The organism is Sulfitobacter sabulilitoris, assembly GCF_005887615.1.
Lineage (GTDB): Bacteria > Pseudomonadota > Alphaproteobacteria > Rhodobacterales > Rhodobacteraceae > Sulfitobacter_E > Sulfitobacter_E sabulilitoris.
Genome location: NZ_VANS01000003.1, coordinates 218,640 through 241,666, shown reverse-complemented (window position 1 = coordinate 241,666; position 23,027 = coordinate 218,640). Strand labels below are relative to the sequence as shown.

Annotated in this window: 24 protein-coding genes; 4 read left to right on the top strand and 20 right to left on the bottom strand. The window is 65.0% G+C overall.

From position 1 onward, the window contains the following. Position 1: 1 nt before the first annotated feature. Complete coding sequence (locus tag FDT80_RS13435; RefSeq protein ID WP_138662820.1) at positions 2-619, top strand: ABC-type transport auxiliary lipoprotein family protein; 618 nt, start codon at positions 2-4, stop codon at positions 617-619. An 88-nt stretch (positions 620-707) separates the two neighbouring features. Here the strand turns inward: FDT80_RS13435 and FDT80_RS13430 are convergent, their stop codons facing one another. Both FDT80_RS13430 and FDT80_RS13425 read right to left on the bottom strand, forming a co-directional pair. Continuing rightward, positions 708-1,616 carry a DMT family transporter gene (locus FDT80_RS13430; protein ID WP_170311864.1) on the bottom strand — a complete coding sequence of 303 codons (909 nt, stop codon included), beginning with the start codon at positions 1,614-1,616 and terminating at the stop codon, positions 708-710. A 153-nt stretch (positions 1,617-1,769) separates the two neighbouring features. After that, on the bottom strand, positions 1,770-2,255 hold the full coding sequence (locus tag FDT80_RS13425; RefSeq protein ID WP_342777653.1) for a metallopeptidase family protein: 486 nt from the start codon (positions 2,253-2,255) through the stop codon (positions 1,770-1,772). A gap of 250 nt (positions 2,256-2,505) precedes the next feature. On the opposite strand from FDT80_RS13425, the gene FDT80_RS13420 reads away from it, so the two are divergent. Next, positions 2,506-2,934 (top strand): YqaA family protein, encoded by a 429-nt coding sequence (locus FDT80_RS13420; RefSeq protein WP_138662817.1) that lies wholly within the window; start codon positions 2,506-2,508, stop codon positions 2,932-2,934. A gap of 144 nt (positions 2,935-3,078) precedes the next feature. Here the strand turns inward: FDT80_RS13420 and FDT80_RS13415 are convergent, their stop codons facing one another. From FDT80_RS13415 to FDT80_RS13350, 14 genes are all read right to left on the bottom strand, one after another. Beyond that, positions 3,079-4,110 (bottom strand): TRAP transporter substrate-binding protein, encoded by a 1,032-nt coding sequence (locus tag FDT80_RS13415; RefSeq protein ID WP_170311863.1) that lies wholly within the window; start codon positions 4,108-4,110, stop codon positions 3,079-3,081. A gap of 77 nt (positions 4,111-4,187) precedes the next feature. Further along, on the bottom strand, positions 4,188-5,489 hold the full coding sequence (locus FDT80_RS13410; RefSeq protein WP_342777652.1) for a TRAP transporter large permease: 1,302 nt from the start codon (positions 5,487-5,489) through the stop codon (positions 4,188-4,190). After that, on the bottom strand, positions 5,486-5,995 hold the full coding sequence (locus tag FDT80_RS13405; protein ID WP_138662815.1) for a TRAP transporter small permease: 510 nt from the start codon (positions 5,993-5,995) through the stop codon (positions 5,486-5,488). Before FDT80_RS13405 ends, FDT80_RS13410 begins: the two co-directional genes overlap by 4 nt. Next, positions 5,992-6,759: a crotonase/enoyl-CoA hydratase family protein gene (locus FDT80_RS13400; protein WP_138662814.1), complete on the bottom strand. Its 768-nt coding sequence runs from the start codon at positions 6,757-6,759 to the stop codon at positions 5,992-5,994. Before FDT80_RS13400 ends, FDT80_RS13405 begins: the two co-directional genes overlap by 4 nt. Next, the gene (locus FDT80_RS13395) at positions 6,756-7,556 is read right to left on the bottom strand and encodes an ester cyclase (RefSeq protein WP_138662813.1); all 801 of its coding nucleotides are present in this window, start codon (positions 7,554-7,556) and stop codon (positions 6,756-6,758) included. The genes FDT80_RS13400 and FDT80_RS13395 overlap by 4 nt, the downstream gene beginning before the upstream one ends. Then, complete coding sequence (locus FDT80_RS13390; RefSeq protein WP_138662812.1) at positions 7,549-9,099, bottom strand: long-chain-fatty-acid--CoA ligase; 1,551 nt, start codon at positions 9,097-9,099, stop codon at positions 7,549-7,551. Before FDT80_RS13390 ends, FDT80_RS13395 begins: the two co-directional genes overlap by 8 nt. Beyond that, on the bottom strand, positions 9,099-10,277 hold the full coding sequence (locus FDT80_RS13385) for an acyl-CoA dehydrogenase family protein (protein WP_138662811.1): 1,179 nt from the start codon (positions 10,275-10,277) through the stop codon (positions 9,099-9,101). Before FDT80_RS13385 ends, FDT80_RS13390 begins: the two co-directional genes overlap by 1 nt. A 19-nt stretch (positions 10,278-10,296) precedes the next feature. Then, a complete protein-coding gene (locus tag FDT80_RS13380; protein ID WP_138662810.1) occupies positions 10,297-11,157 on the bottom strand; it encodes a 3-hydroxyacyl-CoA dehydrogenase family protein in 861 nt (286 codons plus the stop codon). Next, positions 11,147-11,923 (bottom strand): SDR family NAD(P)-dependent oxidoreductase, encoded by a 777-nt coding sequence (locus FDT80_RS13375; protein WP_138662809.1) that lies wholly within the window; start codon positions 11,921-11,923, stop codon positions 11,147-11,149. The genes FDT80_RS13380 and FDT80_RS13375 overlap by 11 nt, the downstream gene beginning before the upstream one ends. Beyond that, complete coding sequence (locus FDT80_RS13370) at positions 11,920-13,548, bottom strand: flavin-containing monooxygenase (RefSeq protein WP_138662808.1); 1,629 nt, start codon at positions 13,546-13,548, stop codon at positions 11,920-11,922. Before FDT80_RS13370 ends, FDT80_RS13375 begins: the two co-directional genes overlap by 4 nt. A 133-nt stretch (positions 13,549-13,681) precedes the next feature. Continuing rightward, positions 13,682-14,299 (bottom strand): TetR/AcrR family transcriptional regulator, encoded by a 618-nt coding sequence (locus FDT80_RS13365; RefSeq protein ID WP_138662807.1) that lies wholly within the window; start codon positions 14,297-14,299, stop codon positions 13,682-13,684. Between the two features lie 63 nt (positions 14,300-14,362). Beyond that, on the bottom strand, positions 14,363-14,896 hold the full coding sequence (locus tag FDT80_RS13360; RefSeq protein WP_138662806.1) for a hotdog family protein: 534 nt from the start codon (positions 14,894-14,896) through the stop codon (positions 14,363-14,365). A 15-nt stretch (positions 14,897-14,911) separates the two neighbouring features. Continuing rightward, positions 14,912-15,337 carry a hotdog family protein gene (locus FDT80_RS13355; RefSeq protein WP_212733857.1) on the bottom strand — a complete coding sequence of 142 codons (426 nt, stop codon included), beginning with the start codon at positions 15,335-15,337 and terminating at the stop codon, positions 14,912-14,914. A gap of 17 nt (positions 15,338-15,354) precedes the next feature. Further along, the gene (locus tag FDT80_RS13350) at positions 15,355-17,058 is read right to left on the bottom strand and encodes a class I adenylate-forming enzyme family protein (RefSeq protein WP_138662804.1); all 1,704 of its coding nucleotides are present in this window, start codon (positions 17,056-17,058) and stop codon (positions 15,355-15,357) included. Between the two features lie 191 nt (positions 17,059-17,249). On the opposite strand from FDT80_RS13350, the gene FDT80_RS13345 reads away from it, so the two are divergent. Together FDT80_RS13345 and FDT80_RS13340 are read left to right on the top strand one after the other, a co-directional pair. Further along, positions 17,250-18,140, top strand: coding sequence for an alpha/beta hydrolase (locus FDT80_RS13345; protein WP_138662803.1), 891 nt, complete (start codon positions 17,250-17,252; stop codon positions 18,138-18,140). Between the two features lie 15 nt (positions 18,141-18,155). Then, on the top strand, positions 18,156-18,947 hold the full coding sequence (locus FDT80_RS13340; RefSeq protein WP_138662802.1) for an enoyl-CoA hydratase/isomerase family protein: 792 nt from the start codon (positions 18,156-18,158) through the stop codon (positions 18,945-18,947). Positions 18,948-19,112: 165 nt separating this feature from the next. Here FDT80_RS13340 and FDT80_RS13335 read toward each other — a convergent pair whose 3' ends face one another. The 4 genes from FDT80_RS13335 to FDT80_RS13320 are packed head-to-tail and all read right to left on the bottom strand — an operon-like array spanning position 19,113 to position 22,982. After that, entirely contained in the window at positions 19,113-20,153 is a 1,041-nt protein-coding gene (locus FDT80_RS13335) for an ABC transporter ATP-binding protein (RefSeq protein WP_212733856.1), read from the bottom strand. Then, a complete protein-coding gene (locus FDT80_RS13330; RefSeq protein ID WP_138662800.1) occupies positions 20,150-21,133 on the bottom strand; it encodes an ABC transporter ATP-binding protein in 984 nt (327 codons plus the stop codon). The genes FDT80_RS13335 and FDT80_RS13330 overlap by 4 nt, the downstream gene beginning before the upstream one ends. After that, complete coding sequence (locus FDT80_RS13325) at positions 21,130-22,011, bottom strand: ABC transporter permease (RefSeq protein ID WP_138662799.1); 882 nt, start codon at positions 22,009-22,011, stop codon at positions 21,130-21,132. The genes FDT80_RS13330 and FDT80_RS13325 overlap by 4 nt, the downstream gene beginning before the upstream one ends. Continuing rightward, positions 22,008-22,982, bottom strand: coding sequence for an ABC transporter permease (locus tag FDT80_RS13320; protein WP_138662798.1), 975 nt, complete (start codon positions 22,980-22,982; stop codon positions 22,008-22,010). Before FDT80_RS13320 ends, FDT80_RS13325 begins: the two co-directional genes overlap by 4 nt. Positions 22,983-23,027 lie beyond the last annotated feature (45 nt).

Here is a 23,027-nt window from a genome sequence, read left to right as displayed (position 1 = left end):
CATGCGCAGCCTTCACCTGACCCGCCGTGCCGCCCTTGCCGGGGCCTTATCCGCCCTTGGCGGGTGCGGCGCGGTCTCGGCCTTGAACACGGCCGCACGCCCGCTCGACACCTATGACCTTGCGCCGGCGCCGGGTGCCACGAACGGGCGGCGCACCGGTCGCACGGTGCTGGTGGCGCGCCCCGAGGCGACCGCCGCCATCGCCACGGACCGGATCATGGTCAAGCCCGATGCCGTGTCCGTCACCTATCTGCCCGACGCCAGATGGAGCGACGAGTTGCCGCTGGTCCTGCAATCCCTGCTGGTGCGCAGCATTTCCGGCACCGGCCGCGTGGGCTATGTCGGGCGCAGCGACGGCGGGCCGGTGCCCGACAGCGCCCTGCTGGTCCGGATCGACGCCTTTCAGGTGAACGCAGGGGCCGATGACGCCCTTGTGGCTGAGGTGAACATGACCCTGACCGTCGTCAATGACCGCGATCAGCGGGTGGTCGCCACGCGCGGCTTTTCCCAGTCCGTGCCGGCCGCGGGTGATGATCCCGCCAGCATCGTCGCCGCCTTCCAGGCGGTTCTGAATGCGCTGTTGCCGGCAATATCCGATTGGGTGGTGCAGCGCGTGTGATGCCGCCCGCCGCCAGCCAAGCGTCACATGCCGCGCGGCGCACCCCGCCGGTGCTGACCGCGCTTCGGGTCAGCGACCTCGCAAGGTGTCACGATGCCAGCGCCGACGGTCGCTTGCTCAGCACACCTGACGCCAGAAAGACCCCCGCGGCCACCAGCGAGACGCCAAGCACCTTGAGCGGGGTGACGGTTTCGCCGAGGAACGCCACGCCCCCCAACAACGCGAGGATCGGGGTCAATGCGCCGAAGGCGGCGGTCTGCGCGGCACCCAGGCGTTGCACGGCATAGCCGAACAGGAACATGGCCAGAATACCGATGACGAAACTCTGGATCACGGTCATCACGATGATATCGCCCGCGCTGACACCGGCAAAGCGCACGTTTCCCGTCGCAAGCAGCAACGGAGAGCCCAGCAGCGTGCCCCAGAACAAGCCGATCACAAGCCCCCGCAAGGGGCTGAGCCCGCTTTGGCGGAAGATGACGGAATAGACGGCCCAGAAGCCCGACCCGGTGAGAAACATCAAATGGCCCTTCCACGCGCCGTCCGCCGCCCCGAGAAAGATCTGCCACAGGCTCACGACCATCGCACCGGCCAGAATGATCGCCAGCCCCAGCCTGCGCCGCGGACCGGGAACTTCGCCTGCCAGGGCATAGGCGGCCAGCGCCGTCCAGAACGGCAGCATTCCCGGCGCCAGCGCGCCGCCGTCGGACGCGGGCGCATAGGCCAGCCCCTTTGACACGACGTAGGGAAAGACCGCGCTGGCGCCAACCATCAGCATGGCGGCGCGTGGCCACGACAGGCCCTTGGGCATCACGCCCAACCGCCACATCACCGGGGCCATGACCACGGCGCCGGGCACGAGACGCAGGATCAAGAGCTCCTCGACGGTGAAACTGCCCTGCACGGCGAATCGCGTGACCAGCATAAACGCCGCCCAGATCGTGACCGTGGCAAGCGCCGCGGCCAATCCAAGTGCCCGTGCTCCGGGAATATCCATTCTGCCGGCCTTTCGCCCTTTGATCATCGCAAGGACCAAACATCATCGCACCCGGACGCACCAGCCGAAAGGCAGAACCACGAGGATTTCCGGTGCCCGCGTTGACATGGCAGCATTCGGGAGTGATGAACCGCGCCGCGACCCTGCCGGGGGTCAAAGCCACCACTGGTCGATGACGCCGATCTGCTCGTCGGTCCACCCGAAGTGGTGGGCGAATTCATGGATCACCACATGGGCGATCAAATCGTTCAGATCGACATCGCCGCGCTCGCGCCACTCGGCCAGGATCGGTTTGCGGAAAAGCCATACGACGTCCGGCTGCGGGGCCATGTCGAACACCGATTTCTCGGTCATCGGGATACCCTCGTACAGGCCCGTCAAATCGCGGGCGTCCTCGATACCGAGGTCGGCCAGGATTCCCGGCTCGGGCCAGTCGGCGATGCGCAAAAGGACATGCTCCGCCGCGGGCCGGAACGCGTCCGGCAACGATGCGACGGTTTCGCGAGCGATCCTTTCGAAATGGTGGAGGTCGTGGCGCATACAACAGATATGGGTCGTCCCGATCGCCTTGGAAAGGACGAAATGCAACGGCAGCGATGCGGCCTTGCGATCGCCCCAACCGCCCGTGGCTGCAACCACCCTTGCCAGCCAACGCCGGACGGCAAAGCCACCGGACCCCGGCGATCCGACGGGTTGGGATGCACCGTTCCGGCGCGGCCAGGGCCAGGGGCGCCGGGGCGCGATGAGGTCTTTGGGCTTGTCATGTCGGGCCATCCGCAGGATATGACGTGCGGAGATCAGCGGCTGTCGCCGTCTGCACGCCCACGCAACAGACGCCGCCGCTGCGGGTCATTCTGACACGAGGGACAATTCGCGGCATGAGTGGCCCATGATCGCCTATATCGGTCTCTTCGCTTCCGCCCTGGTCGCGGCGACCCTGCTGCCGATGCAGTCCGAAGCCGTCCTGGCGGGGTTGCTGGCCGCCGCGCAGCATCCCGCATCCCTGCTGATCCTTGTCGCGACGGTCGGAAATGTTCTTGGCTCCGTGATCAATTGGTCCATGGGGCGGTATGTTCTGCGCTACAGGGACAGGTGGTGGTTCCCCGGATCGGAGCGTCAGCTGGACCGCGCCCAAGGGTGGTATCGGCGGTACGGACGGTGGTCGCTTCTGGGCAGCTGGTTGCCCGTGGTGGGCGATCCGATAACCGTCGTCGCGGGGCTGATGCGCGAACCCCTTGTGCCGTTTCTCTGCCTCGTCACCCTTGCCAAGGGGACGCGGTATCTTGTGCTGGCCGCGGTGGTGATGGAAATCCTGTAGGGTGGGCGATTGTCGCCGAGCGGCCCGCTGACCGGGCGCGGCGATCCGCAGACCAGGGTCTGTGCGCGCTGTCACGCACGCGGGCTGCCACAAACGCATGTGGCGCGGCCAAAACCGCGCCACGCGTCACAAAGGCGACGGGCCTCAGTTGGTTTGCGCGGCTTCCAGCAACGCGCGGAAGTTGGCAAGCGTCGACGCAGGATCCGCCAAGCCGGCTGCCTTGGCCTTTTCCACCCAGGCGGCCTCCACGGGCTCGATGGCCTGCTTGAACTCGGCCAGGAATTCATCCGACGCCTCGACCACCGTCAGGTTACCCAGATCGGCAAGCGCTACGTCCTCGTCATTCTGCCACGCGGCGCCGAACGCGCGCGCCAGCTTCTCGCCCGAGACCTCCATGATGGCGGTCCGGTCAGCTTCGGACAGGCTGTCGAATTTGCCCTGGTTCATCAGCACCGCGATCACGGATTGACCCATGCCGCCGGGCATCACGGTGACGTTCTGAAAGATGTCCTTGGTCTTCCAGGAGATCATCGGCCCGTAGCTGAAGAATGTGCCGTCCACGATCCCGCTGGAGGCAAGCTCGTAGATTTCCGTCACGGGCTTTTGCACGGTCACCGCGCCCATTGCATCCACCACCAGACCCGCCGTGGCCGAAGGTGCGCGGATTTTCAGGCCCTTCATCTGCTCCATCGACGTGATCGGGCCGGGCTTGGTCGCGATATGCGTCGGGGCGGAGGCCCAGGTCGTCAGAACCTGCGCGCCCTTGAAGGGCTCGGCCGGTGCGATTTCCGTCTCGTAGAGCGTGTAGAACGCCGGCGCCAGCGTCGCCTCGTCGGTGGACACGAGCAGTGGCAGTTCACCGATTTCGAGCACCGGGAAACGACCGGGAGTATAGCCCGGAAGCACGATGACGATATCGGCAAGCCCATCGACGACCACGTCGAACTGGTCGCGCGGGGTCTGCACGGTCTTCGGCAGGTATTCGACGGTGACGCGGCCCTCGGTCGCCGCTTCGACGTCTTCGATCCATGCCTTCAGCACGGTGTTCGTCGAATGGCTCTCGGGGAACCACGACGAATATTTCAGCACGGTGTCCTGCGCCGTGGCGCTGGACGCAAAAGCGCAGGTCGCCGCGAAAACGCCCGCCGTCAGGCTTTTCAGTGTGGTGTGTAGCATTTCATTCCTCCCAGTCTGAATAGGATCGTTCGTCATCCGTTGCAGGCCGTGATCCCGTGCGGGCCTGCACATGGGTTTCAACCGGAGCCAAAGAACAATCCCGGAAGAAAGAGCGTGAGCGCCGGTATCAGCGCGATCAGCAAAATGCGCAGGATATCGACGGCAATGAAGGGCACGACGCCGCGGATGATGGTCATGAGCCGCACGTCGGGCAGGATGGATTTCAGCACGAAGAGGTTCATTCCGATGGGGGGCGTGATCAGGCCGATCTCCACCAGCATCACGACGAGAATGCCGAACCAGATCGGATCGAACCCGAGGCCGACCACGATGGGAAAGAACATCGGCAGCGTCAGCAGCATCATCGCGAGGCTGTCGAGTACGCAGCCCAGCAGCACGTAGATCAGGCAAATCACCACCATCACCATCACCGGCGACAGCGCGCCATCGCGCACCACCGACAGGATCCCCTGGTGCGCGCCGGTGAGGTTGACGAATTCCGAAAAGATCGACGCGCCGATGATCAGCGCGAAAAGCACCGCCGTCGTTTCCGCCGACACCCGCATGATCTCGACGAGTTCGCGCAGGGGCGTCCGCCGCATCAGCGCAAAGGCAAGGGCCCCGCAGGCGCCGATGCCCGACGCCTCGGTCGCGGTGAAGAAACCGCCGTAGATGCCGCCCAGCACCAGCGCGAACAGCGCGCAGACGGCCCAGACGTTTTTCAGCGCGTCCAGGCGTTCGGCCCGCGTCGCGGTATCGGCGCGCGGCGCGCGGTCGGGATGGCGGCGCGCCACCCAGTTGACCGCGGCGGCGTAGCCCGCGATGCCGATCAGTCCGGGAACGATGCCCGCCGCGAACAGCTTGCCGATATGGGTTTCGGTGGTGATGCCGTAGATCACCATGATGATGCTGGGCGGGATCAGGATGCCCAGCGTGCCGCCGGCGGCGACGGTTGCGGTGCTCAGACTGTCGGCATAGCCGTAGGACCGCATCGACGGGATCGCCACCCGCCCCATCGTGACGGCCGTCGCCACACTTGACCCGCAGACGGCGGCAAAGCCCCCGCATGACAGGATCGTGGCGATCCCCAGGCCGCCGCGCCGGTGCCCGACATAGACCTGGGCCGCGCGGTAAAGTTCCTGGCTGATCCCCGCGCCGGCGACGAGGTTGCCCATCAGGATGAACAACGGCACCACCGCAAGATTGTAGGACATCGTCGATCCCATCGCGGTCAGCCCCATGACGCTGAAGGCCGGCGCCACATCGTTGAGCATCGCGTAGCCGGTGAACCCGACAACGGCGAGCGCAATGGCGATCGGCACCCTGAGAAAGATCAGGACGAGCGCCGCGAGAAATCCCAAACCCGCGCTCAGCATCATTCGTACCCCGGCGATTTGATCTGGCCCGTGTCGTCGGTGGTGTCGCGCCCGAGGGCCGTGGCGATGGCCGCCACGGCAAACCCGATCACGGTGGCACCGCTGGCGATCGCCATGAAATAGACGAAGGGCCCCAGCGGCAGGCGCAGGTAGGACGTGACGTCGCCGTAGCCCATCAACCGGTCGGCCTGTTTCCACAATTGCCAGGCAAAGACCGCGAACACCGCGCCGCCCAGCAGGTTGCCGATAACGCCGAGGATGCGCCGCACGGCGGGGCTCATGAAGTCATCGAACAGATCGACAGAGATATGGGATTGCCGATAGGCGATCAGCGGATAAAGCAGGAAGGTCACCGCAACCAACCCGATTTCCGTCAGTTCGGTCGCCCCGGGCACGGGCTGGCGCAGCAGGTTGCGCCCCACGACGTCGAACAGCGTCAGCAAGGCCATGCCCAGCAGCGCAAGCGCCGCCAGCGATCCGGCAATCAGTGAAAACAGGCGCACAATCATCTGCCACTCCAATCGGGTTTGCGTTTCTCGGCGAAGGCGCGGGCCCCTTCGGTTGCGTCGTCCGACGCGATGACGGCCTCGAGGATCGCATTCTGGCGCGGCCAGACGTCCTGTGCCGGCCAATTGTGTGCCGATGCCATGATCTGCTTCGTGGCGACCACGGCCAGCGGCGCGTTGGCGGTGACCTCGGCCGCCAGCGCGCGCGCCGCGTCCAGCGCACCGCCCCTTTCGGTCAGGCGATTGATCAGCCCCCAGCGGTGCGCGGTGGCCGCGTCCATCAAATTGCCCGTCAGCGCGTATTCCAGCGCGATCTGCCGCGGAATCCGCTGCGGCAGGCGCAGCAGTCCGCCGGACCCCGCGATCAACCCGCGACGCACCTCGGGAATGCCGAACATCGCGGTTTGCGAGGCCACGGTCATGTCGCAGGCCAATGCGATCTCGAAACCGCCGGCCAGTGCGTAGCCTTCCACGGCGGCGATCAGCGGTTTGCGCGGCGGCCGCTCGGTCAGACCGGCAAGTCCCCGGCCCTCGATCTCCACCCGCTCGCCCTTTAGGAACGCCTTGAGGTCCATCCCGGCGCAGAAATGATCGCCCGCACCGGTCAGGATCCCGACGCGCAGCCTGTCGTCCGTCTCCAGCGTGTCGATGGCCTCGGCGATGGCCAGCGTGGTGGCGCGGTCGATGGCGTTGCGGGCCGCAGGCCGGTTGATCGTGATGATCAGCGTGGCACCTTCGGTCGCGATCAGAACGGGAGCATCGGTCATTGGCCGCCTCTTTCGCGCAAAAGCACCCGAAGGGCGAGCCGGTCGCGGATGATCCGGCCCGACGATACCTTGCCATCCTCGACGCGCAACATGCCGTTGCAATGCAGATGCGCCGCCTGCCCGGTCGGATCGACCTTGGGCAAGCCGCCCTGGTACTGGCCGTGATACACCGCGTGAAACACCACATGGCCATCTGCGGAGTGCAGCGACCGGACATCGACCGACCTCGTGGCGAACCGCAGCGGCGTGCCGGTGATGTGTTCGTCATCGACCCGGATCGCGGGATGATCCAACGGCCAATCGGCGCCGAGCCAATCCCGCACGACGGCTTCGGCGTCCGGATCGGGCGTGCCTTCCGCGCCGTCCCAGGGGGCCACGGCGGGCGGCTCCGCCGGATCGGCGAGGCCCGATTTCAACTGGCGCTGGCGCGTCATGTAGTCTTCCTGCGCGACACAGGAGACCAGCCGCGTCCCGTCGGTGCGGTAGATGGCGATGCCGGACCAGACCGCCGCGCGGCCCTTGCTTGCGCCATGCTCGCTGAAATAGGCCGCCGCCCAGTCCGGGCCGGACAGGGTCTGATGCACCGTCATCGCAAGACCGGGAAACAGTTTCATCTGCACGTCCACCGCCGGCAGCCATTCGGTATCACGCCCGCGAAACACGGTATCGCCGATGTGCAGGCTGTAGTCCGGCACGATGAAGTCGGCGCAGGCCGCGGCGTCATGGCGGTTGAAGTAATCCACCACCCAGCGGCGCAAGAGGCCAAGGGCCGTCGGTGGCTGCGCGTTATCAAGCATCGGCCGGCCCCTTGTATGCCTTGCGCATCTCGTGCTTGAGCAGCTTTCCAGAGGCGTTGCGGGGCAAGGTGTCGGCGAATTCCACCCGCGTGGGGCATTTGTAATGCGCCAGCCGATCGCGGCAGAAGGCGATGATCCCTTCCGCGCTGACCTGAGCGCCGTCCTTCGGGACAACCACCGCCAGCGGGGTTTCCCCCCATTTTTCATGCGCCACGCCGATGACACCGCACTCGCGGATGCCTTCGTGGGCGTTCAGCACGTTTTCGATCTCGGCGGGATAGATGTTTTCCCCGCCCGAAATGATCATGTCCTTGAAGCGGTCGAACAGGTAGACATAGCCGTCGCCGTCCAGATAGGCGGCGTCGCCCGTGCGAAACCAACCGTCCGGCGTGATCGCCTCGCGGGTGGCGTCGGGCGCGTTCCAGTAGCCCCGCGTCATCATCGGCGAGCGCAGCCAGATCTCTCCGGGCTTGCCCACGCCGGCGTCGGTCTGCGTATCGGGGTCGATCACGCGCAAATCCACCCACGGCAGGGCGCGCCCGCAGGATTTCAGCAAGGCGGCCTTGGGCCCCGTGAGCGCGTGATCCTCGGGGCGCAACACGACGACGGTTCCCGCCGCTTCGGTCATGCCGTAGGCGTGCATGAACTGGCATCGCAGCACTTCCATCGCGCGGCTCAGCAGCACGTCGCCGATGGGGGCGGCACCGTACATCAGCAGTTGCATGCTGGACAGGTCCGCTTGCTCGATCCCAGGTACGTTCAACAGCGACTGCACCACCGTGGGCACGAGGAACGTGTGCGTCACGCCATGCGCGGCGACCAGTTCGATGGCGCGGGCGACATCGACTTCGGCCATCAATACGGTGTGCCCGCCCGCCATGAAGGTGGACGACCCATAGCCACAGCCGCCGATGTGAAACATCGGCATCGCCACCAGGTTGACGCTGTCGGGCGACATGCCCCAGCTTTCGGTGGCAAGCCTGTAGGTATAGGACATGTTTCGATTGGTCAGCGTCACGCCCTTGGGCAGGCCCGTGGTTCCAGATGTGTAGAGCAGCAGGACAGGCTCTTCGGGCGCACCGCGGTGGCCGGGATCGTCGGCCGGGGCCGCATCGCGCAGGGCGGGGTAATCGGTGTCGAGGCTCACCACCACGTGGCCGGGCGCCTTGACCAGCAATCCGGCGTCCTGGCTGCTGGTCAGAACGACCCTGGGCGCGCAGCCTTTCAGGATTGCGGCGATTTCGACCGGCGCCAGGCGCCAGTTCAGCCCGGCCACGATGGCGCCGATCTTGGAACAGGCCAGGATCAGTTCGAAATATTCCGGTCGGTTCCGGGTCAGGATCGCGACGCGGTCGCCTTTGACCACGCCCTGAGCCAGCAGCATGTTCGCCGCCCGCGAGCTTGCGGCATCAAGCTCGGCAAAGGTCTGGGTGCGGCCCTCGAAGCTGAGCGCGGGGGCATCTCCGCGCGTTGCGGCATGGGTTCGGATCACCTCGGCAAAGGTGCCCATCTCCGTGCTATGGTCCTGCGCGGAGTGCATCATCAATAGCTCTTGGGCAGCCCGAGGCTGTGCTGGGCAAGAAAATTGAGAATCATCTCGCGGCTGACCGGGGCCGTCTTGTGCAGACGGGCGATAAACCACAGGTCCGCCAGCCCGTATTCCAGCGCCATGCCATTGCCGCCATGTGTCTGGATCGCCTGATCCAGCGCTTCCAGCGACGCATCGGCGGCGGCGAATTTGGCCATGTTGGCGGCTTCTCCCGCCTCGGGCGACCCCTGGTCGAACAGCTCCGCCGCGCGCGCCGTCATCAGGCGGGCCTGCTGCACCGCCACATAGGCCTTGGCCAGCGGGTGCGACACGCCCTGATGCGCGCCGATCGGCACGTCCCAGACCTTGCGGTCGGTCGCGTATTGCGCGGCCTTCTGCAAGGCATAGCGTGCGATGCCGTTGTTGATCGCGGCGGCACAGACCCGTTCGGGGTTCAGCCCCGCGAAAAGATGGCGCATGCCCTGCCCCTCCTGACCGATGATCGCGTCGGCGGGAATTTTCACATCATCGAAGAACATGGTGAATTGCGTCTCCGGCACCTGCAAGGCCGTCTCGATCGGCGTCCGGGTCAGGCCTTTGGCATCCGCGGGCACGATGAACAACGACAGTTTGCCGCGTCCCTTGTCGTCCCGTTCCTCACCGCGCGCGACCACCAGGATGGCCTCGCTTTCGTCCACCGCGGAGGTCCAGTATTTGGTTCCCGAAATCGACCAGCCGTCGCCATCGCGTTTTGCGGTGGTCGTGATCTTGTGCGTGTTGGTTCCGGCATCGGGTTCGGTGATGGCAAAGGCCAGACGCTTCTGGCCGCTGGCCAGACCGGGCAGCCATTCCTGTTTCAGCGCCTCGGAGCCATGCTGTTCGATGATCGGCGCGCAGATCGATCCGATGACCAGCGACAGGATCGGGCACCCCTGCGCGGCCACTTCCTCGACGATAACGTTGTAATCGGCAAGCCCGCCGCCGCTGCCGCCGTATTCTTCGGCGACATGCACACCGAGGAACCCGCCCTCGGCCAGCGCATCCCAAAGCTCCGTCGGTTTGCGGTTCTCCTTCACGGCGTCCTGAAAATACTTGCGGCCAAAACCGCCGGCCAGCTTGGCGACATTCTCGCGAAGCATCGCGTGGTGCTCCTGCGTATCCACCAGTGTGCCTTGAAAAAGGGTCAAACCCATGTTGTGTCCACCATCCATGTCATGCCGCCTCTGTCCAATCGAAAAATCCACGCCCGGTCTTCTGACCCAGCTCGCCCCGTTCCACCATTTCCTCGAGCAGGCGCGGCGGGGCATAGCGCGGGCCAAGCGACGCGCTCAGGCTGCGGGCGATGTCGAGCCGGACGTCCAGTCCGACGATATCGCTCAAGCGCAGCGGCCCGATGGGGTGCCGGTAGGCCACCACCATCGCGCGGTCTATGTCCTCGGCCGATGCGACCCCCGCCTCAACCATGCGGATCGCCTCCATCGCGGCGATGAGGTCCAGCCTGCTGGTCGCAAAGCCCGGCGTGTCCGTCACGGTGATCGCCGACTTGCCGATGGTTCCGGCAAAGGCGCGCGCGGCATCCAGGGTCGCCTCGCTCGTGGCGGCGCCGCGCACGATCTCGACCAGCGGCAGCGACCAGACCGGGTTGAAGAAGTGCATGCCCACGAAAGTCGTCGGATCGGACACCGCCGCGGCGAGCATGTCGATGGACAGGGCGCTGGTGTTGGTCGCGATGATCCGAGGACGGCGCGCGGCGATATCGGCCAGCACGGCGTGCTTCAGCTCCAGCCGCTCGGGCACGGTTTCGACCACCAGCGCGGCATTCTCGGGCAGCGCCTTTGCCGCGTCGATGCGGCGATACCCCTGGGTGATCGCCCGTGCCTGCGCCTCGGTCAGCTTGCCACGCGCCAGACCGATTTCGACGGCGTCTTGCAGGCGGCGGGCCGCGGCCGCGGCCTTGGCCGTGTCGGGCTCGACCAGTATCATGTCGTATCCCGCGGCGGCAAAGACATACAGCAGCCCGACACCCATCGTGCCGCCGCCGACGATGGCGACTGATCCACGCTCAGATGGCATATGCTCCTCCGTTGACGTGAATGCCCTGGCCGGTGATGTGGCGGGCGTGATCGGACACAAGGTACAGCATCAGGTCCGCGACCTCTTCGGCCTCCGCATAGCGGCCATCGGGGATAGAGGCGGCCCGCTTGGCGCGCAGCGCCTCGGCGTCCTGCGGTGACTGGCCCGCCTCGATATCGCGCAGCATTTCGGTATCGACGGGGCCGGGGCATATCGCATTGATCCGCACGCCCTTGCGGGCGACCTCCAGCGCGGCGGATTTGGTCAGGCCCATCACGGCGTGTTTGCTGGCCGAATAGGGGGCAAGGTTGCGTGTCCCGATGTAGGAGCCCAGCGAGGCGGTATTGACCACCGCGCCCGAGCCCTGGGCGATCATCACGGGCAGCACATTCTGCAACCCCAGGAACACGCCGCGCACGTTGATCGCCATGACCTTGTCGAAGACCTCGACCGGGTAATCGATGACGGGCTTGATGTCGCCCTGCCAGCCGGCGTTGTTCATGAAGATGTCGATGCCGCCCCAGGCTTGCGTCGCGGCCGCGACATAGGCGGCGTGATCATCGGGCCGCGCCACGTCGCCCGCGACAAAGATCGCCTCTCCACCCGCGTCGCGGACCGAGGCGGCGGTCTGCTCTCCGGCCTGCGCCGACAGATCCACCGCGACGACGCGCGCACCGGCGCGCGCCAGCGACAGGCACACCGCGCGCCCGATGCCACCCGCCGCCCCGGTGACGACAGCCGTCTTGCCGGTGAAATCGAAACTCATGCGCCCACCTGTCCGCGCGCCTGTTTTTGCGGCGCGCGCCGCAAGGCGAACCCGCTGTAGCCGTCGTCGGCGCACTGCTGGAGGATCCGGCGGTAGTTTCGGATACCACCCGAATACGGCATGAAAACCCGTGGCTTTCCGGCGACTTCGGCGCCGTTGTAATAGGACGCCGCCGTCATGTAGAGCGTCTCTTGCGCCCGCTCGTTGACATGCGCGACCCAGGCCTGCTCCGCCGCGCGCTCGGCCTCGATTTCGACGATGCCTTGCGCGTCCGCATGGGCGACCAGATCGGACATCCAGTCGATCTGTTCCTCGATGGACACCATCACGTTGCTCAGCAGCGACGGGCTGCCCGGGCCCACCACGATCAGGAGGTTGGGGAAGTCGGCGACGCCGATGCCAAGCTGCGTGACCGGTCCCGCCGCCCACTTTTCGCGGAGCTGCATACCGCCCCGGCCCTTGATCTCGGGCTTGAGCAACGATCCGGTGAAAGCGTCGAACCCGGTTGCAAAGATCACCATGTCGAGCTTGTGCAGCTTGTCCTCGGTGCGCAGGCCTTCGGGCGTGAATTCCACGATCGGATGCGCACGGATATCGGCAAGTTCGACATTGTCGCGGTTGAACGCCTGGAAATAGCCGCTGTCGACCGATGGCCGCCGCGCGGCAAAGGCGTGGTCCTTTGGCACCAGCTTGTCGCGCGTTTCGGGGTCGTCGATCAGCGCGCCGATCTTGCGGCGCAGAAACTCCGCCGCCGTGTCATTGGCGGGCTTGGACAGAAGGATGTCGTGATAGGCCAGCGCAAAGCCGAAGCCGAGCCGGTGATAGGCCGCTTCGTAGACCTTTTCGCGTTCGGCATCGTCTACGTCCAGGGCGGACTGGCGGTTGGGCTTGAACCCAAGCCCGGTCGGCGAATTCAACGCCTGCTGACGGCGCTCGGCATAGTTTGCCTTGACCTTCCGGTCCTCCTCGTCCGACACGGGCGCATTGGCCGCCGGAACGCTGAAGTTCGCGGTGCGCTGAAACACGGTCAGGTGGTCCGCGGCGCGTGCGACCACGGGCGTCATCTGCATGCCCGAACTGCCGGTCCCGATGATGCCGACGCGCTTGCCCTCGAATGTCACCTCGCGGTCGGGCCAGACACCCGAGTGGATGATCTCACCGGCGAAGTCGTCCTGTCCGGGGAATTCCGGCGCCTTGGTCGTCGACAATTGCCCGACGCACATGATCAGGTATTGCGCCGAGATCGTCTCGCCCTTGCCGGTCTCGATCGTCCAGCGCGCGGTGTCCTCGTCATAGGTCGCGCGGTCCATCCGGGTGTTCAGGTCGATGTCCTTGCGCAAGTCGAATCGGTCGGCGACGTGATTGATATAGCGCAGGATCTCGGGCTGGGTCGCGTAGCGCTCGGACCAGCGCCACTCCTTCTCGAGCTCTGGCGAAAAACTGTAGGAGTAGTCGTAGCTTTCGACGTCGCACCGCGCGCCGGGATAACCGTTGTGGTACCAAACGCCGCCGATGCCGCCCGAAGCCTCGAGCACGCGCACGGATTTGCCCATCTCTCGCAGGCGGTACAGCGCTCGCAATCCGGCAAAGCCGGCACCAACGATAATCGCGTCAAACTTTTGCAACGAAGCACCCTCCCCGTGACTTCGGCGGCACGAAGCGAACGCGCCAGTCCTTATTGGTCCTTGCAATTACGTTATTATACTGGTCAGTATTTTTCAACAAAATTCTGTCGTGCCGTTTTTGCCGGTCAAAGGCTCAGGCGCGTTTCAGACCGGCAAGCCCCATCAGCAGGTGAGTCATATTCTGGGTGATGTCAGCGATCGTCAGCCGGCCGTCGGGATGATACCAGAAGGTTGACCAACTGACGGATCCGATGATCGCAAGCGCCGCCATGTTCGGGTCCCTGACATCGAATTCGCCCGACGCGACGCCCTGCTCCAGGATGGATGTCAGCTTGGCCACGAAGGCCTTGCGCAGCGCCGCGAGCTTTTGCGCCTCGGCGGTGCCGAGGTTCTTTTCCTCGCGGGTGTAGACCGCGATGTTCTTCTGATGCTCGAGGATCGCGGCGACATATCGCGTGATGAACAGGCGCAGCGTTTCTCCGGGTCCGAGATCGAATTCCAGCACATCGTCCAGCGCCTGTTTTGCGGCCATGACGCCGCGCAGGCAGATTTCCGACAAAAGCTCGTTCTTTGATCCGAAATTCGCGTAGATGAACGGCTTGGTCACGCTCAGCCGGTCGGCGACATCGTCGAGCGTGGCGTTCACATAGCCCTTCTCGTAAAACAGGTCGACTGCCGTGTCCAAGGTCCGTTCGCGCTTGAGCGCGGCAACCTCTTCGCGGATTTTCATGGGTTTCTTGGCAATGACCATGCAGTGTCCTGTCCGGGTTGGATCTTGCTGTGAAGGTCTAGTGACATGAATGACGCCGGGTGCCTAGAGCGAAAGGATATCGCGGACTTCGCGCATGTAGAGCGTGTCGTCACGCACATCGCTGACGCTGACCTCATGGCGGACATACCGGCGATCGCGCTTGATGAACTTGTCTGTCGCCGTCGTCGTGATCCGGATGGTCGCACCGATCGGGATCGGCGCAAGAATTTCGGTGTCGTGGTAGGTGTGGATCGACCCGATGGCGAACGGCTTGGTGTGATCGAACTGCACCGACAGCACGAAATGCGAAATCATCAGCGGCGGCACGATGGCCCCGCCAAAGGGTGACGCGCCCGTGATGCGCCATTCGTTCATGCGCCAGCCTTCGTACCAGGGATTATAGTCTTCGACCGCGTCGGCATAAAGGATGACGAGCTCGGGTGTGACTTCCAGATCGCGCGACAGAACGTCGCCGATGCTGACCATGTCCCAATAGGTTTCACATTCTTCTTCCAGGCTTTTGACAAAGGCGCGTTCCTGGTCGATCTGCACCTGCGTCATGGGCCGCAGGCTGTCTGTCTTGGGGGTCGGCGTCATGGTGTTTTCCTTTTTTCAGACATCGACATCGGCTTCGATGAAGCCGGTCGTCTTTTTCTCTTCCGCCTCGTTTTGCGCCCAGATTTCGACCCTGAACCGAAATCCATCGCCCTTCGGGGTCTTTTCGCGCACCACGCCGTAGGTTGTGATGACCTCGTTGGCATAGGTGGACGCGACGTATTTGCACTGCATCCGCGCCCCGGTGAACACCGACGGGCCGAAATAGTTGACGCACATCTCGGCAAGGTAGGCCGATGACATCTCGCCGGTCTGGATCGGCGCGTCGAGGCCGGTTTCGGCGGCATAGACGGGGTCCCAGTGGTTGGGGTTGAACCGGCCCCAGAGCCGTGAGCCCATAAGCTGGATCGCGGCCTTCTTCTTGACCCCGGTCAGTTCGAAACCGATCGGTGTGTCGCGGGTGATGCGGATGTCCTGAGGCATGTTTCTGGTCCTTTGTATCATTGCTCGCTCAATCCCAGATCGGCGATCGCGCGCTTGCTCAGCAGAAATTTGCGAGCACGCCCCGATGGGGTCGTCGGTAGGTCGTCAGCAGAGATGGGCAGCATGTATTTCGGCACCTTGAACCGCGCGAGCCGGTCCATGCAGAAGGCGGTCAGCGCGTCCGGGGTCACCGCGGGCGCGTCCCGCAACACGACGAATGCCGCCCCGGTTTCCCCCATGCGGTCGTCGGGAACCGGCACGACATGCGCCTGCAGCACCGATGGATGAGTGACCAGCAGATCCTCGATCTCGGTGGGCATCACCTGTTCGCCGCCGCAGCGGTAGGTCTCCTTCAGCCGCCCGACGAGCAACATGTAACCGTCGCCATCGAATTTCCCCAGATCGCCGGTATGAAGCCAGCCATCCGCGTCGAATGCGGCTTTGGTTTCGTCCGGCTTGTTGTAGTATCCCGCCGTCACGCACAGGCCACGGGCCATGATCTCGCCCACCTCGCCATCGGGCAGGGCCTTGCCCGTATCGGGGTCCGTGATGCGGAATTCGGTCAGCCGCCCGGTCGCCGGGTCGCCCGCCGGGCCCACGTCACGCATGCGGCCATTGGTAGAGGTCCGGCGGCTCTTGGGGTCTTCGGGCCGGGTCATCGCCATGGTCGCGGTCACTTCGGTCATGCCGTAGCCCGTCGTGACCTCCTGCGGGGTCAGCAGCCTGTCGATATCCTCCCAGATCCACGCGGGCGAGCGTTGGCCGGAGGAAATCACCGCGCGCAGGCTGGACAGGGCGCGCGGCGCCTTGCGCAGCACATCGAGCAACGCAACCGTCATCGTGGGCACCAACAGCACGTCGTCGGCCTTGTGCCGGTCGATGGCGTCCAGGGTGGCCACCGGGTCGAAGGCCAGTTGCGGAACAATCACGCCGCCGACGAAGGGAACGGTCAGCATCCCTTCGACATAGCCGTAGACGTGATACATCGGCAGCGAAAAGGTGACACGCCAGCCATCGTCGAAAGCGCGGGCATAGACGCTTCCGAAGGCCGCGCGCAACAACATCTCGTGCGTCATCAGCACGCCCTTGGGCGATCCGGTGGTGCCGGAGGTGTAGATGATGTCGCTGACCGACTGCGGGTCGGGATCGGAGATGCCGTCGAACGGCGGGTGATCGGATTCGAGCGCCGAAAACAGGGTCGCATCGCTGGCCGAAGGGCCATCGCCGGTCGGCATCACGATGACCTGTCGCAGCTGCGGGAAATCGCTGCCACCGCCCTGCACATCCCAGCCCGGCGCCAATTCGTCCAGCGCCGTCAGGTAATCGAGGCCGCGAAACCGGTCCATCGTGACCAGGTACGCGGCATCGGATTGCGTCAGCACATAGCCGATTTCGTCGCGCCGGTTCAGAAAGTTGATCGGTACGCAAACGGCGCCGACCCGCGAGATCGCGTATTTCAACACCACGAATTCCGCGAAGTTCGCCATGATCACGGCCACATGGTCGCCCGGCTTCACGCCACAGGCCAGCAGCCCGCCGGCAACCGCCTTGGACCGTGCGGCGATGTCGCTATAGCTTTGGGTCGCGTCGTCGGTCACGACGTAGGGGCGCGCGCCGAATTCCCGCGCGGCCTCGTCCAGAAGCATATGCAGACAGCGGGGCGTCCAGTGGGGAACTCTCTCCAGCGTCGCCGCACGACGATCCGCGACAGATTCCAGCATCGCAGCACTCCTTTCTGGCCCGAATGCCTTGCCGACCGCATATCGGGCGACCTGCAACAAGGCTTTACTTGGGACAGATTGCCAGCTACCTTTCCTCAAAGCAAGAAAAACCTACTAGCGCGTATTTCATTGTCCTCAAGACGCCGCGTACGTCCGAGACGCGCACCCCAAGGAAGCACTGAGAGCCCGAGATGACCGTCGATCCCTGCTTTGCCGAGTTGCTGTCCGATCCGCGCAACCATGTACGGCCGCTGCCGCGCGCGGTGCTGGACCAAGCGCGGGCGGCCGCCGACGACCGCCTTGCACTGGCCCCGAAACGCCAGGTCCATGAGTTGCGCGACCTGCGGATACCCGCGGGCGACCGTGACATCGCCTGCCGGCTTTATGTGCCGCGCGCCGGGGGCGATTTGCCCGTGGTCGTCTTCTTTCACGGCGGCGGCTGGGTCTGGGGCAGCCTCGATAGCCATGACAGCATCTGCCGGTCGCTGGCGCTCGATTCGGGGTGCGCGGTCCTGTCGGTGGCCTACCGGCTGTCGCCCGAGACACCCTATCCCGCCGCACCGGACGACTGCTCTTGCGCGCTGGACTGGGTTCACCGCCACGGCGCCGAAGAGGGGCTGGATCCGGCGCGGATCGCGGTTTGCGGCGACAGCTCGGGCGCACATCTCGCCCTGATGACCGCCCTGGCCACGGACCTGCCGCTGCGCCACCTGGGCCTGTTCTATCCGCCGCTCGACCCGGCCTGCGCCAGCGCGTCGCAGCACGCATATGCCGACAACCACCTGCTGACCCGTGACGGCATGCTCTGGTTCTGGACCTGCTATCTGGGCGACGCCGCAGCGCCATCGCTTGCGGACAAGGAACTGTCGCGCCTGCCCCCAACCAGCATCGGGCTTGCGGAATGCGACATCCTGCATGACGAAGGCGCGGACCTGCACGACCGGCTGGGCGCCGCGGGCGTGCCGACACGGCTCAGGGTCTACAAGGGCATGATCCATGCGTTCATTTCCCTGCCACACATCACCCCCATCGCAGGCACCGCGCTCAAGGACATGGCCCGCGACATTTCCGCCGCGATGTAACAGGAGCTTCCTCCGATGACCGATTTCCCCCCGTATCAGACGATCCAGGCCACCCGCCAGGGCCGCATCCTCACGCTGACGCTGAACCGGCCAGACAAGCTGAACGCGGTGGACAAGCTCATGCACCGCGAACTGTGCACGGTGTTCCACGACGCGGCCGACGATCCGCATTCGGACGTGATCGTGTTCACCGGCGCGGGGCGCGCGTTTTCCTCTGGCGGCGACATCGTGTGGATGCAGGAAATGATCGACACAGGTTTTGGCCAGACCGCACGCGAAGCCAAGCGCATCATCAACGCGCTGCTGGATTGCGAGAAGCCCGTCATTGCCAAGCTCAACGGCCATGCCACCGGGTTCGGGGCGACACTGGCGCTGTTTTGCGATGTCATCTTTGCCGCCGAGACCGCCAAGATCGGCGACCCCCACGTCAGCGTCGGATTCACCGCGGGCGACGGCGGTGCCGTGATCTGGCCGCAACTGATCGGATACGCACGGGCCAAGGAATACCTGATGACGGGCGATCTGATGACCGCGTCCGAGGCCGCACGCATCGGGTTGATCAACCATGCCGTCCCGGCCGAAGACCTCGATGACCGCGTGAACGCCTTTGCCGAACGACTGGCCGGCGGCGCGGGCGTGGCCATCAGGACAACCAAGGTGTCGATCAACATCGGCCTGAAGCAACTTGCCGCCAGCATCATGGATGCCTGCCTCGCGATGGAGAACATGTCGAACGCGACTTCGGATCACAGCGAAGCGGTCAGCGCCTTCGCCGAGGGCCGCACGCCGAAGTTCACGGGCCGGTAGCCAGCCCAGGGGCTGCGCACTCCGGGCTGCGTCGACCGGATCCACCGGCCCCGCGGCGTTCATCTTGTCGTAAAGACGCGGCGTGCCCAGGCCGCCGCCCGGACGTAAAAGGCGGTGACGCACAGCGGCACGGCCCGCGACCCGACCGCCCGGGCACCGCCTGGCCTATGTCTTGACCGCGCGGCCCGCCTGCGCGTCCGAAGACCGTGCCTTCAGATGCGCGTCGAAATGGTGGCAGGCAACCGCGCGCAGGTCTGACACCGGCTGCGTGCGCGGCTGCGTTTCGCGGCATGTGCGGGTCGCGAGCGGACAGCGCGGGTGATAATAGCAGCCCGATGGCGGCGCGAGCGGCGACGGCACCTCGCCGTCGATGGCGTTGAAGCGCACCAGTTCATCCGCGTCCAGGACCAGCTTCGGCACGCTGCCGAACAAGGCCGCCGTATAGGGATGCGCCGGTGTCCCAAAGACCTGCGCCACGGGCCCGAGTTCGACGATGCGCCCCAGGTACATGACCGCGACACGGTCGCTCACATGCTGCACGACCGACAGGTCGTGGCTGATGAAAACCGATGTCAGCCCAAGATCGCGCGTCAGTTCCAAAAACAGGTTGATGATCTGTGCCTGGATCGACACGTCCAGCGATGCGACGGGTTCATCGCAGATCAGCACGTCGGGCTGCATCGCCAACGCGCGGGCGATTGCGATTCTTTGGCGCTGCCCGCCCGAGAACTGGTGCGGATAGCGATCCACCCATACCGGATCAAGGCCCACCCGCTCGAACCACTGCGCGACATAGGCCCGCGCGCCGCCCCGGGTGGTCAGCCCGTGCGCGATCGGCCCCTCGGACACGGTATCGCCGACCTTCATCCGCGGATCGAGGCTGGCGAAAGGGTCCTGGAACACGGTCTGCACGCGCGTCGTCACCTTGGTGCCGTTTTCCATGACCGGCGCGCCGTCGATGGCAACACGGCCCGTCGTCGGCGGCAGGATTCCGGCGATCACCCGACCGAGCGTCGATTTTCCGCAACCCGATTCACCAACCAGCCCGAGGGTTTCGCCCTTCCGGACCGACAGCGATACATCCGACACCGCCCGGACCGACCGGGTTTCGACCTTGCCGCCCAATCTGGCCGCGATCCTTTCGCCAAGCGACAGGTTGGGTCCGAAGATCCGGCTCACGTCGTCCACACTCAGAAAGTCAGTCACGCCGGGACCTCCTGATTGCTGCCTTCGGGGTGAAAACAGCGCCATCCGCGCCCGTTCTCCTCGGTCAGGGCGGGCTCTTCGCGGCAGCGATCCGTGGTTTTGCCGCAGCGGGGCGCAAACGGGCATCCCGGCGGCAGGGACAGCAGCGACGGCGTGGTGCCGCGGATCTGCGTCAACGGTGTTCCCGGCTTGGTCATCGCAGGCAGCGACGCGATCAGACCCGCCGTATAGGGATGACGCGGATCGCGCAAAAGCGTCGCGGTGGGGCCCTGCTCGACGATCCGGCCCGCGTACATCACCGCAAGTTTGCTGGCGAGACTGGACACCACGGCAAGGTCGTGGCTGATCCAGATCATCGCGGTTCCGGTTTCGCGGGCCAGGTCGCGCATCTGCAGCAGGATCTGCGCCTGGATGGAGACGTCGAGCGCCGTGGTCGGTTCATCCGCGACGATCACAGCGGGGCGGTGCAACAGGGCGATCGCGATCGCCACGCGCTGCCGCATGCCGCCGGAAAACTCGTGTGGATAGGCCCGCAGCCGCGCCGCGGCAGAGGGAATGCCCACTTGGGTCAGCAATTCGGTGGAGCGGGCCGTGGCGGCCCGCCGGCTCAGCCGTTCGTGGGCGTCGATGGCCAGCTTCATCTGCTGGCCGATGGTCAGCATCGGGTTCAGCGTCGCGATCGGATCCTGGAAGATCATCGAAATCTCGCGCCCCCGCAGGGCGCGCAACCGGGCGTCCGGCAGGGTCGTCAGTTCGGTTCCCGCCAGACGCACCGATCCCCGCACGATGCGCCCCGGCGGATCGACCAGTCCGAGCAGCGAAAAGCCTGTCACCGTCTTGCCGGAGCCGCTTTCACCCACCAGGCCCATGATCTCGCCGCGCGCGAGATCGAAGGACACGCCGTCGACCGCCTTGACCACCCCCGCGCGGGTGAAGAAATGCGTGCACAGGTTTTCGACGCTCAAGACGGGATCGGTCATTTGCGAAGCCTCGGATTGAATTGATCGCGCACCTGGTCGCCGACGATATTGATCGCGACGATCAGGATGATCAGCGCCACGCCGGGATAGACCGATATCCAGTAGCGACCGCTCATCATGTAGGGAAAGCCGTTGGAAATGAGCATGCCCAGCGACGGCTCCGTCACCGGCAGGCCAAGCCCCAGAAAGCTCAGCGTGGCCTCGAGTGAGATCGAATTGGCAATCTGCACCGTCGCCACCACGATCAGCGGCGGGGTGCAGTTGGGCAGCAGGTGGCGCATGACCACCAGCCGCGCGCTCAGCGGGGTGGCCAGCGCCGCCTCGATATAGTCCTTGCCGCGCTCTGCCTTGGCGGCGCCATAGGCGGTGCGCGCGAAATACGCGTACTGCGCGGCCACCAGCGCCCCGATGAGCTGGACCTTGCCCTGCCCCAGAAGCGCCACGATCACCAGGGCAAGCAAGATCGCCGGAAACGAAAGTTGCAGATCGACCAGCCGCATGACCAGCGCCTCTATCCGGCCGCCCTTGTAGGCGGCGAGAATGCCCAGCGCGGTCCCGATCGTGAGGGATACGAAGCCCGCGGCAAGCCCGATCTGAATGGAAATCCGAAGCCCGTAGAAGATCGCAGACAGCAGGTCGCGCCCCTGCGGATCGGTGCCCAGAAGATGCGTGTATCCGCCCGAGCCGACAAAGCCCGGCGGTCGGCGCGAATCCATCAGCGACAGGTTCGCCAGATCATAGGGGTTCTGCGGCGACACCAGCGATGCAAAGATCGCCAGCAGGATCATCAGGACCACGACGGCCAGCGCGACCACCGCGATCCTGTTCTCGCGAAATTCGGCCCAGAACCGGCGCAGGGGGGTGCTTGCGTCGTTCACGCCGACACCCCGTTGCGCACGCGCGGGTCGATCAGGGCGAACACCAGGTCGATCACGAAATTGATCGTCACGAACAGGAACGCGACCAGGATCAGGTAGGCGACCATGACAGGCCGGTCGAGCACGGCAATGCTGTCGATGATCAATTTGCCCACCCCCGGCCAGCTGAAAATCGTTTCGGTCACCACGGCAAAGGCAAGGGTCGATCCCAGTTCGAGCCCGAAGACGGTGATGATCGGGATGGAGATAAGCTTGAGCAGATGGCGACGCAGGATCGTGGCTTCGGACAGGCCCGCGGCACGGGCGAACTTGATGGTGTCCGTCAGCATGATCTCGCGCGTGCCCGCCCGCGCAAGACGGATCATCATCGCAAGTTTGAAGAGCGCAAGATTGATGGCCGGAAGCAGGATATGCGAAAGCCCGTTCAGCGTCGGAAAGGACCATTCGATTCCGGCGATCATGACCGTGTCACCGCGTCCGCCGGCCGGCAGCCAGCCCAGGTTCACCGCGAATGTCAGGATCAGGATCAGACCGACCCAGAAGGACGGCACCGAAAACCCGAGGACGGAGACGGCCATGATCGTTCTGGCCAACCAGCTTTCGGGCCGATACCCCGCATAGATCCCGAGGGTCACGCCGATGAACGTCGCCGAAATGACCGAAATCAGCACCAGTTCCAGCGTCGCGGGCAGGCGCCCGCCGATCAGGTCGAGAACCGGAATGTTGTAGACGAAGGAACGGCCCAGGTCGCCCTGCAGAAGGTTGGACATGAAGATGAAGTACTGCCGGTAGAGCGGCTGATCCAATCCCAGCCTGCGAATGGCGTCCTCGCGGATGTCCTGCGTGGCCTCTGGCGGGATCACGATGTCAATCGGGTTGCCGATGGCATAGACACCGCAGAACACGATCACCGACATCACGGCCATGACGCCCACGGCCTGAATGAATCGCTGGATGACGAAACCGAGCATCGGTTCTCCCTTGGGGCAAACGACGTCCGGGCGGCGTTCAGCGGC

Coding starts and splice junctions, on each gene's coding strand:
- FDT80_RS13435 (WP_138662820.1), top strand. CDS start 2: ATGCGCAGCCTTCACCTGACCCGCCGTGCCGCCCTTGCCGGGGCCTTA.
- FDT80_RS13430 (WP_170311864.1), bottom strand. CDS start 1,616: ATGGATATTCCCGGAGCACGGGCACTTGGATTGGCCGCGGCGCTTGCC.
- FDT80_RS13420 (WP_138662817.1), top strand. CDS start 2,506: ATGATCGCCTATATCGGTCTCTTCGCTTCCGCCCTGGTCGCGGCGACC.
- FDT80_RS13415 (WP_170311863.1), bottom strand. CDS start 4,110: ATGCTACACACCACACTGAAAAGCCTGACGGCGGGCGTTTTCGCGGCG.
- FDT80_RS13410 (WP_342777652.1), bottom strand. CDS start 5,489: ATGATGCTGAGCGCGGGTTTGGGATTTCTCGCGGCGCTCGTCCTGATC.
- FDT80_RS13405 (WP_138662815.1), bottom strand. CDS start 5,995: ATGATTGTGCGCCTGTTTTCACTGATTGCCGGATCGCTGGCGGCGCTT.
- FDT80_RS13400 (WP_138662814.1), bottom strand. CDS start 6,759: ATGACCGATGCTCCCGTTCTGATCGCGACCGAAGGTGCCACGCTGATC.
- FDT80_RS13395 (WP_138662813.1), bottom strand. CDS start 7,556: ATGCTTGATAACGCGCAGCCACCGACGGCCCTTGGCCTCTTGCGCCGC.
- FDT80_RS13390 (WP_138662812.1), bottom strand. CDS start 9,099: ATGATGCACTCCGCGCAGGACCATAGCACGGAGATGGGCACCTTTGCC.
- FDT80_RS13385 (WP_138662811.1), bottom strand. CDS start 10,277: ATGGGTTTGACCCTTTTTCAAGGCACACTGGTGGATACGCAGGAGCAC.
- FDT80_RS13380 (WP_138662810.1), bottom strand. CDS start 11,157: ATGCCATCTGAGCGTGGATCAGTCGCCATCGTCGGCGGCGGCACGATG.
- FDT80_RS13375 (WP_138662809.1), bottom strand. CDS start 11,923: ATGAGTTTCGATTTCACCGGCAAGACGGCTGTCGTCACCGGGGCGGCG.
- FDT80_RS13365 (WP_138662807.1), bottom strand. CDS start 14,299: ATGGTCATTGCCAAGAAACCCATGAAAATCCGCGAAGAGGTTGCCGCG.
- FDT80_RS13360 (WP_138662806.1), bottom strand. CDS start 14,896: ATGACGCCGACCCCCAAGACAGACAGCCTGCGGCCCATGACGCAGGTG.
- FDT80_RS13355 (WP_212733857.1), bottom strand. CDS start 15,337: ATGCCTCAGGACATCCGCATCACCCGCGACACACCGATCGGTTTCGAA.
- FDT80_RS13350 (WP_138662804.1), bottom strand. CDS start 17,058: ATGCTGGAATCTGTCGCGGATCGTCGTGCGGCGACGCTGGAGAGAGTT.
- FDT80_RS13345 (WP_138662803.1), top strand. CDS start 17,250: ATGACCGTCGATCCCTGCTTTGCCGAGTTGCTGTCCGATCCGCGCAAC.
- FDT80_RS13340 (WP_138662802.1), top strand. CDS start 18,156: ATGACCGATTTCCCCCCGTATCAGACGATCCAGGCCACCCGCCAGGGC.
- FDT80_RS13330 (WP_138662800.1), bottom strand. CDS start 21,133: ATGACCGATCCCGTCTTGAGCGTCGAAAACCTGTGCACGCATTTCTTC.
- FDT80_RS13320 (WP_138662798.1), bottom strand. CDS start 22,982: ATGCTCGGTTTCGTCATCCAGCGATTCATTCAGGCCGTGGGCGTCATG.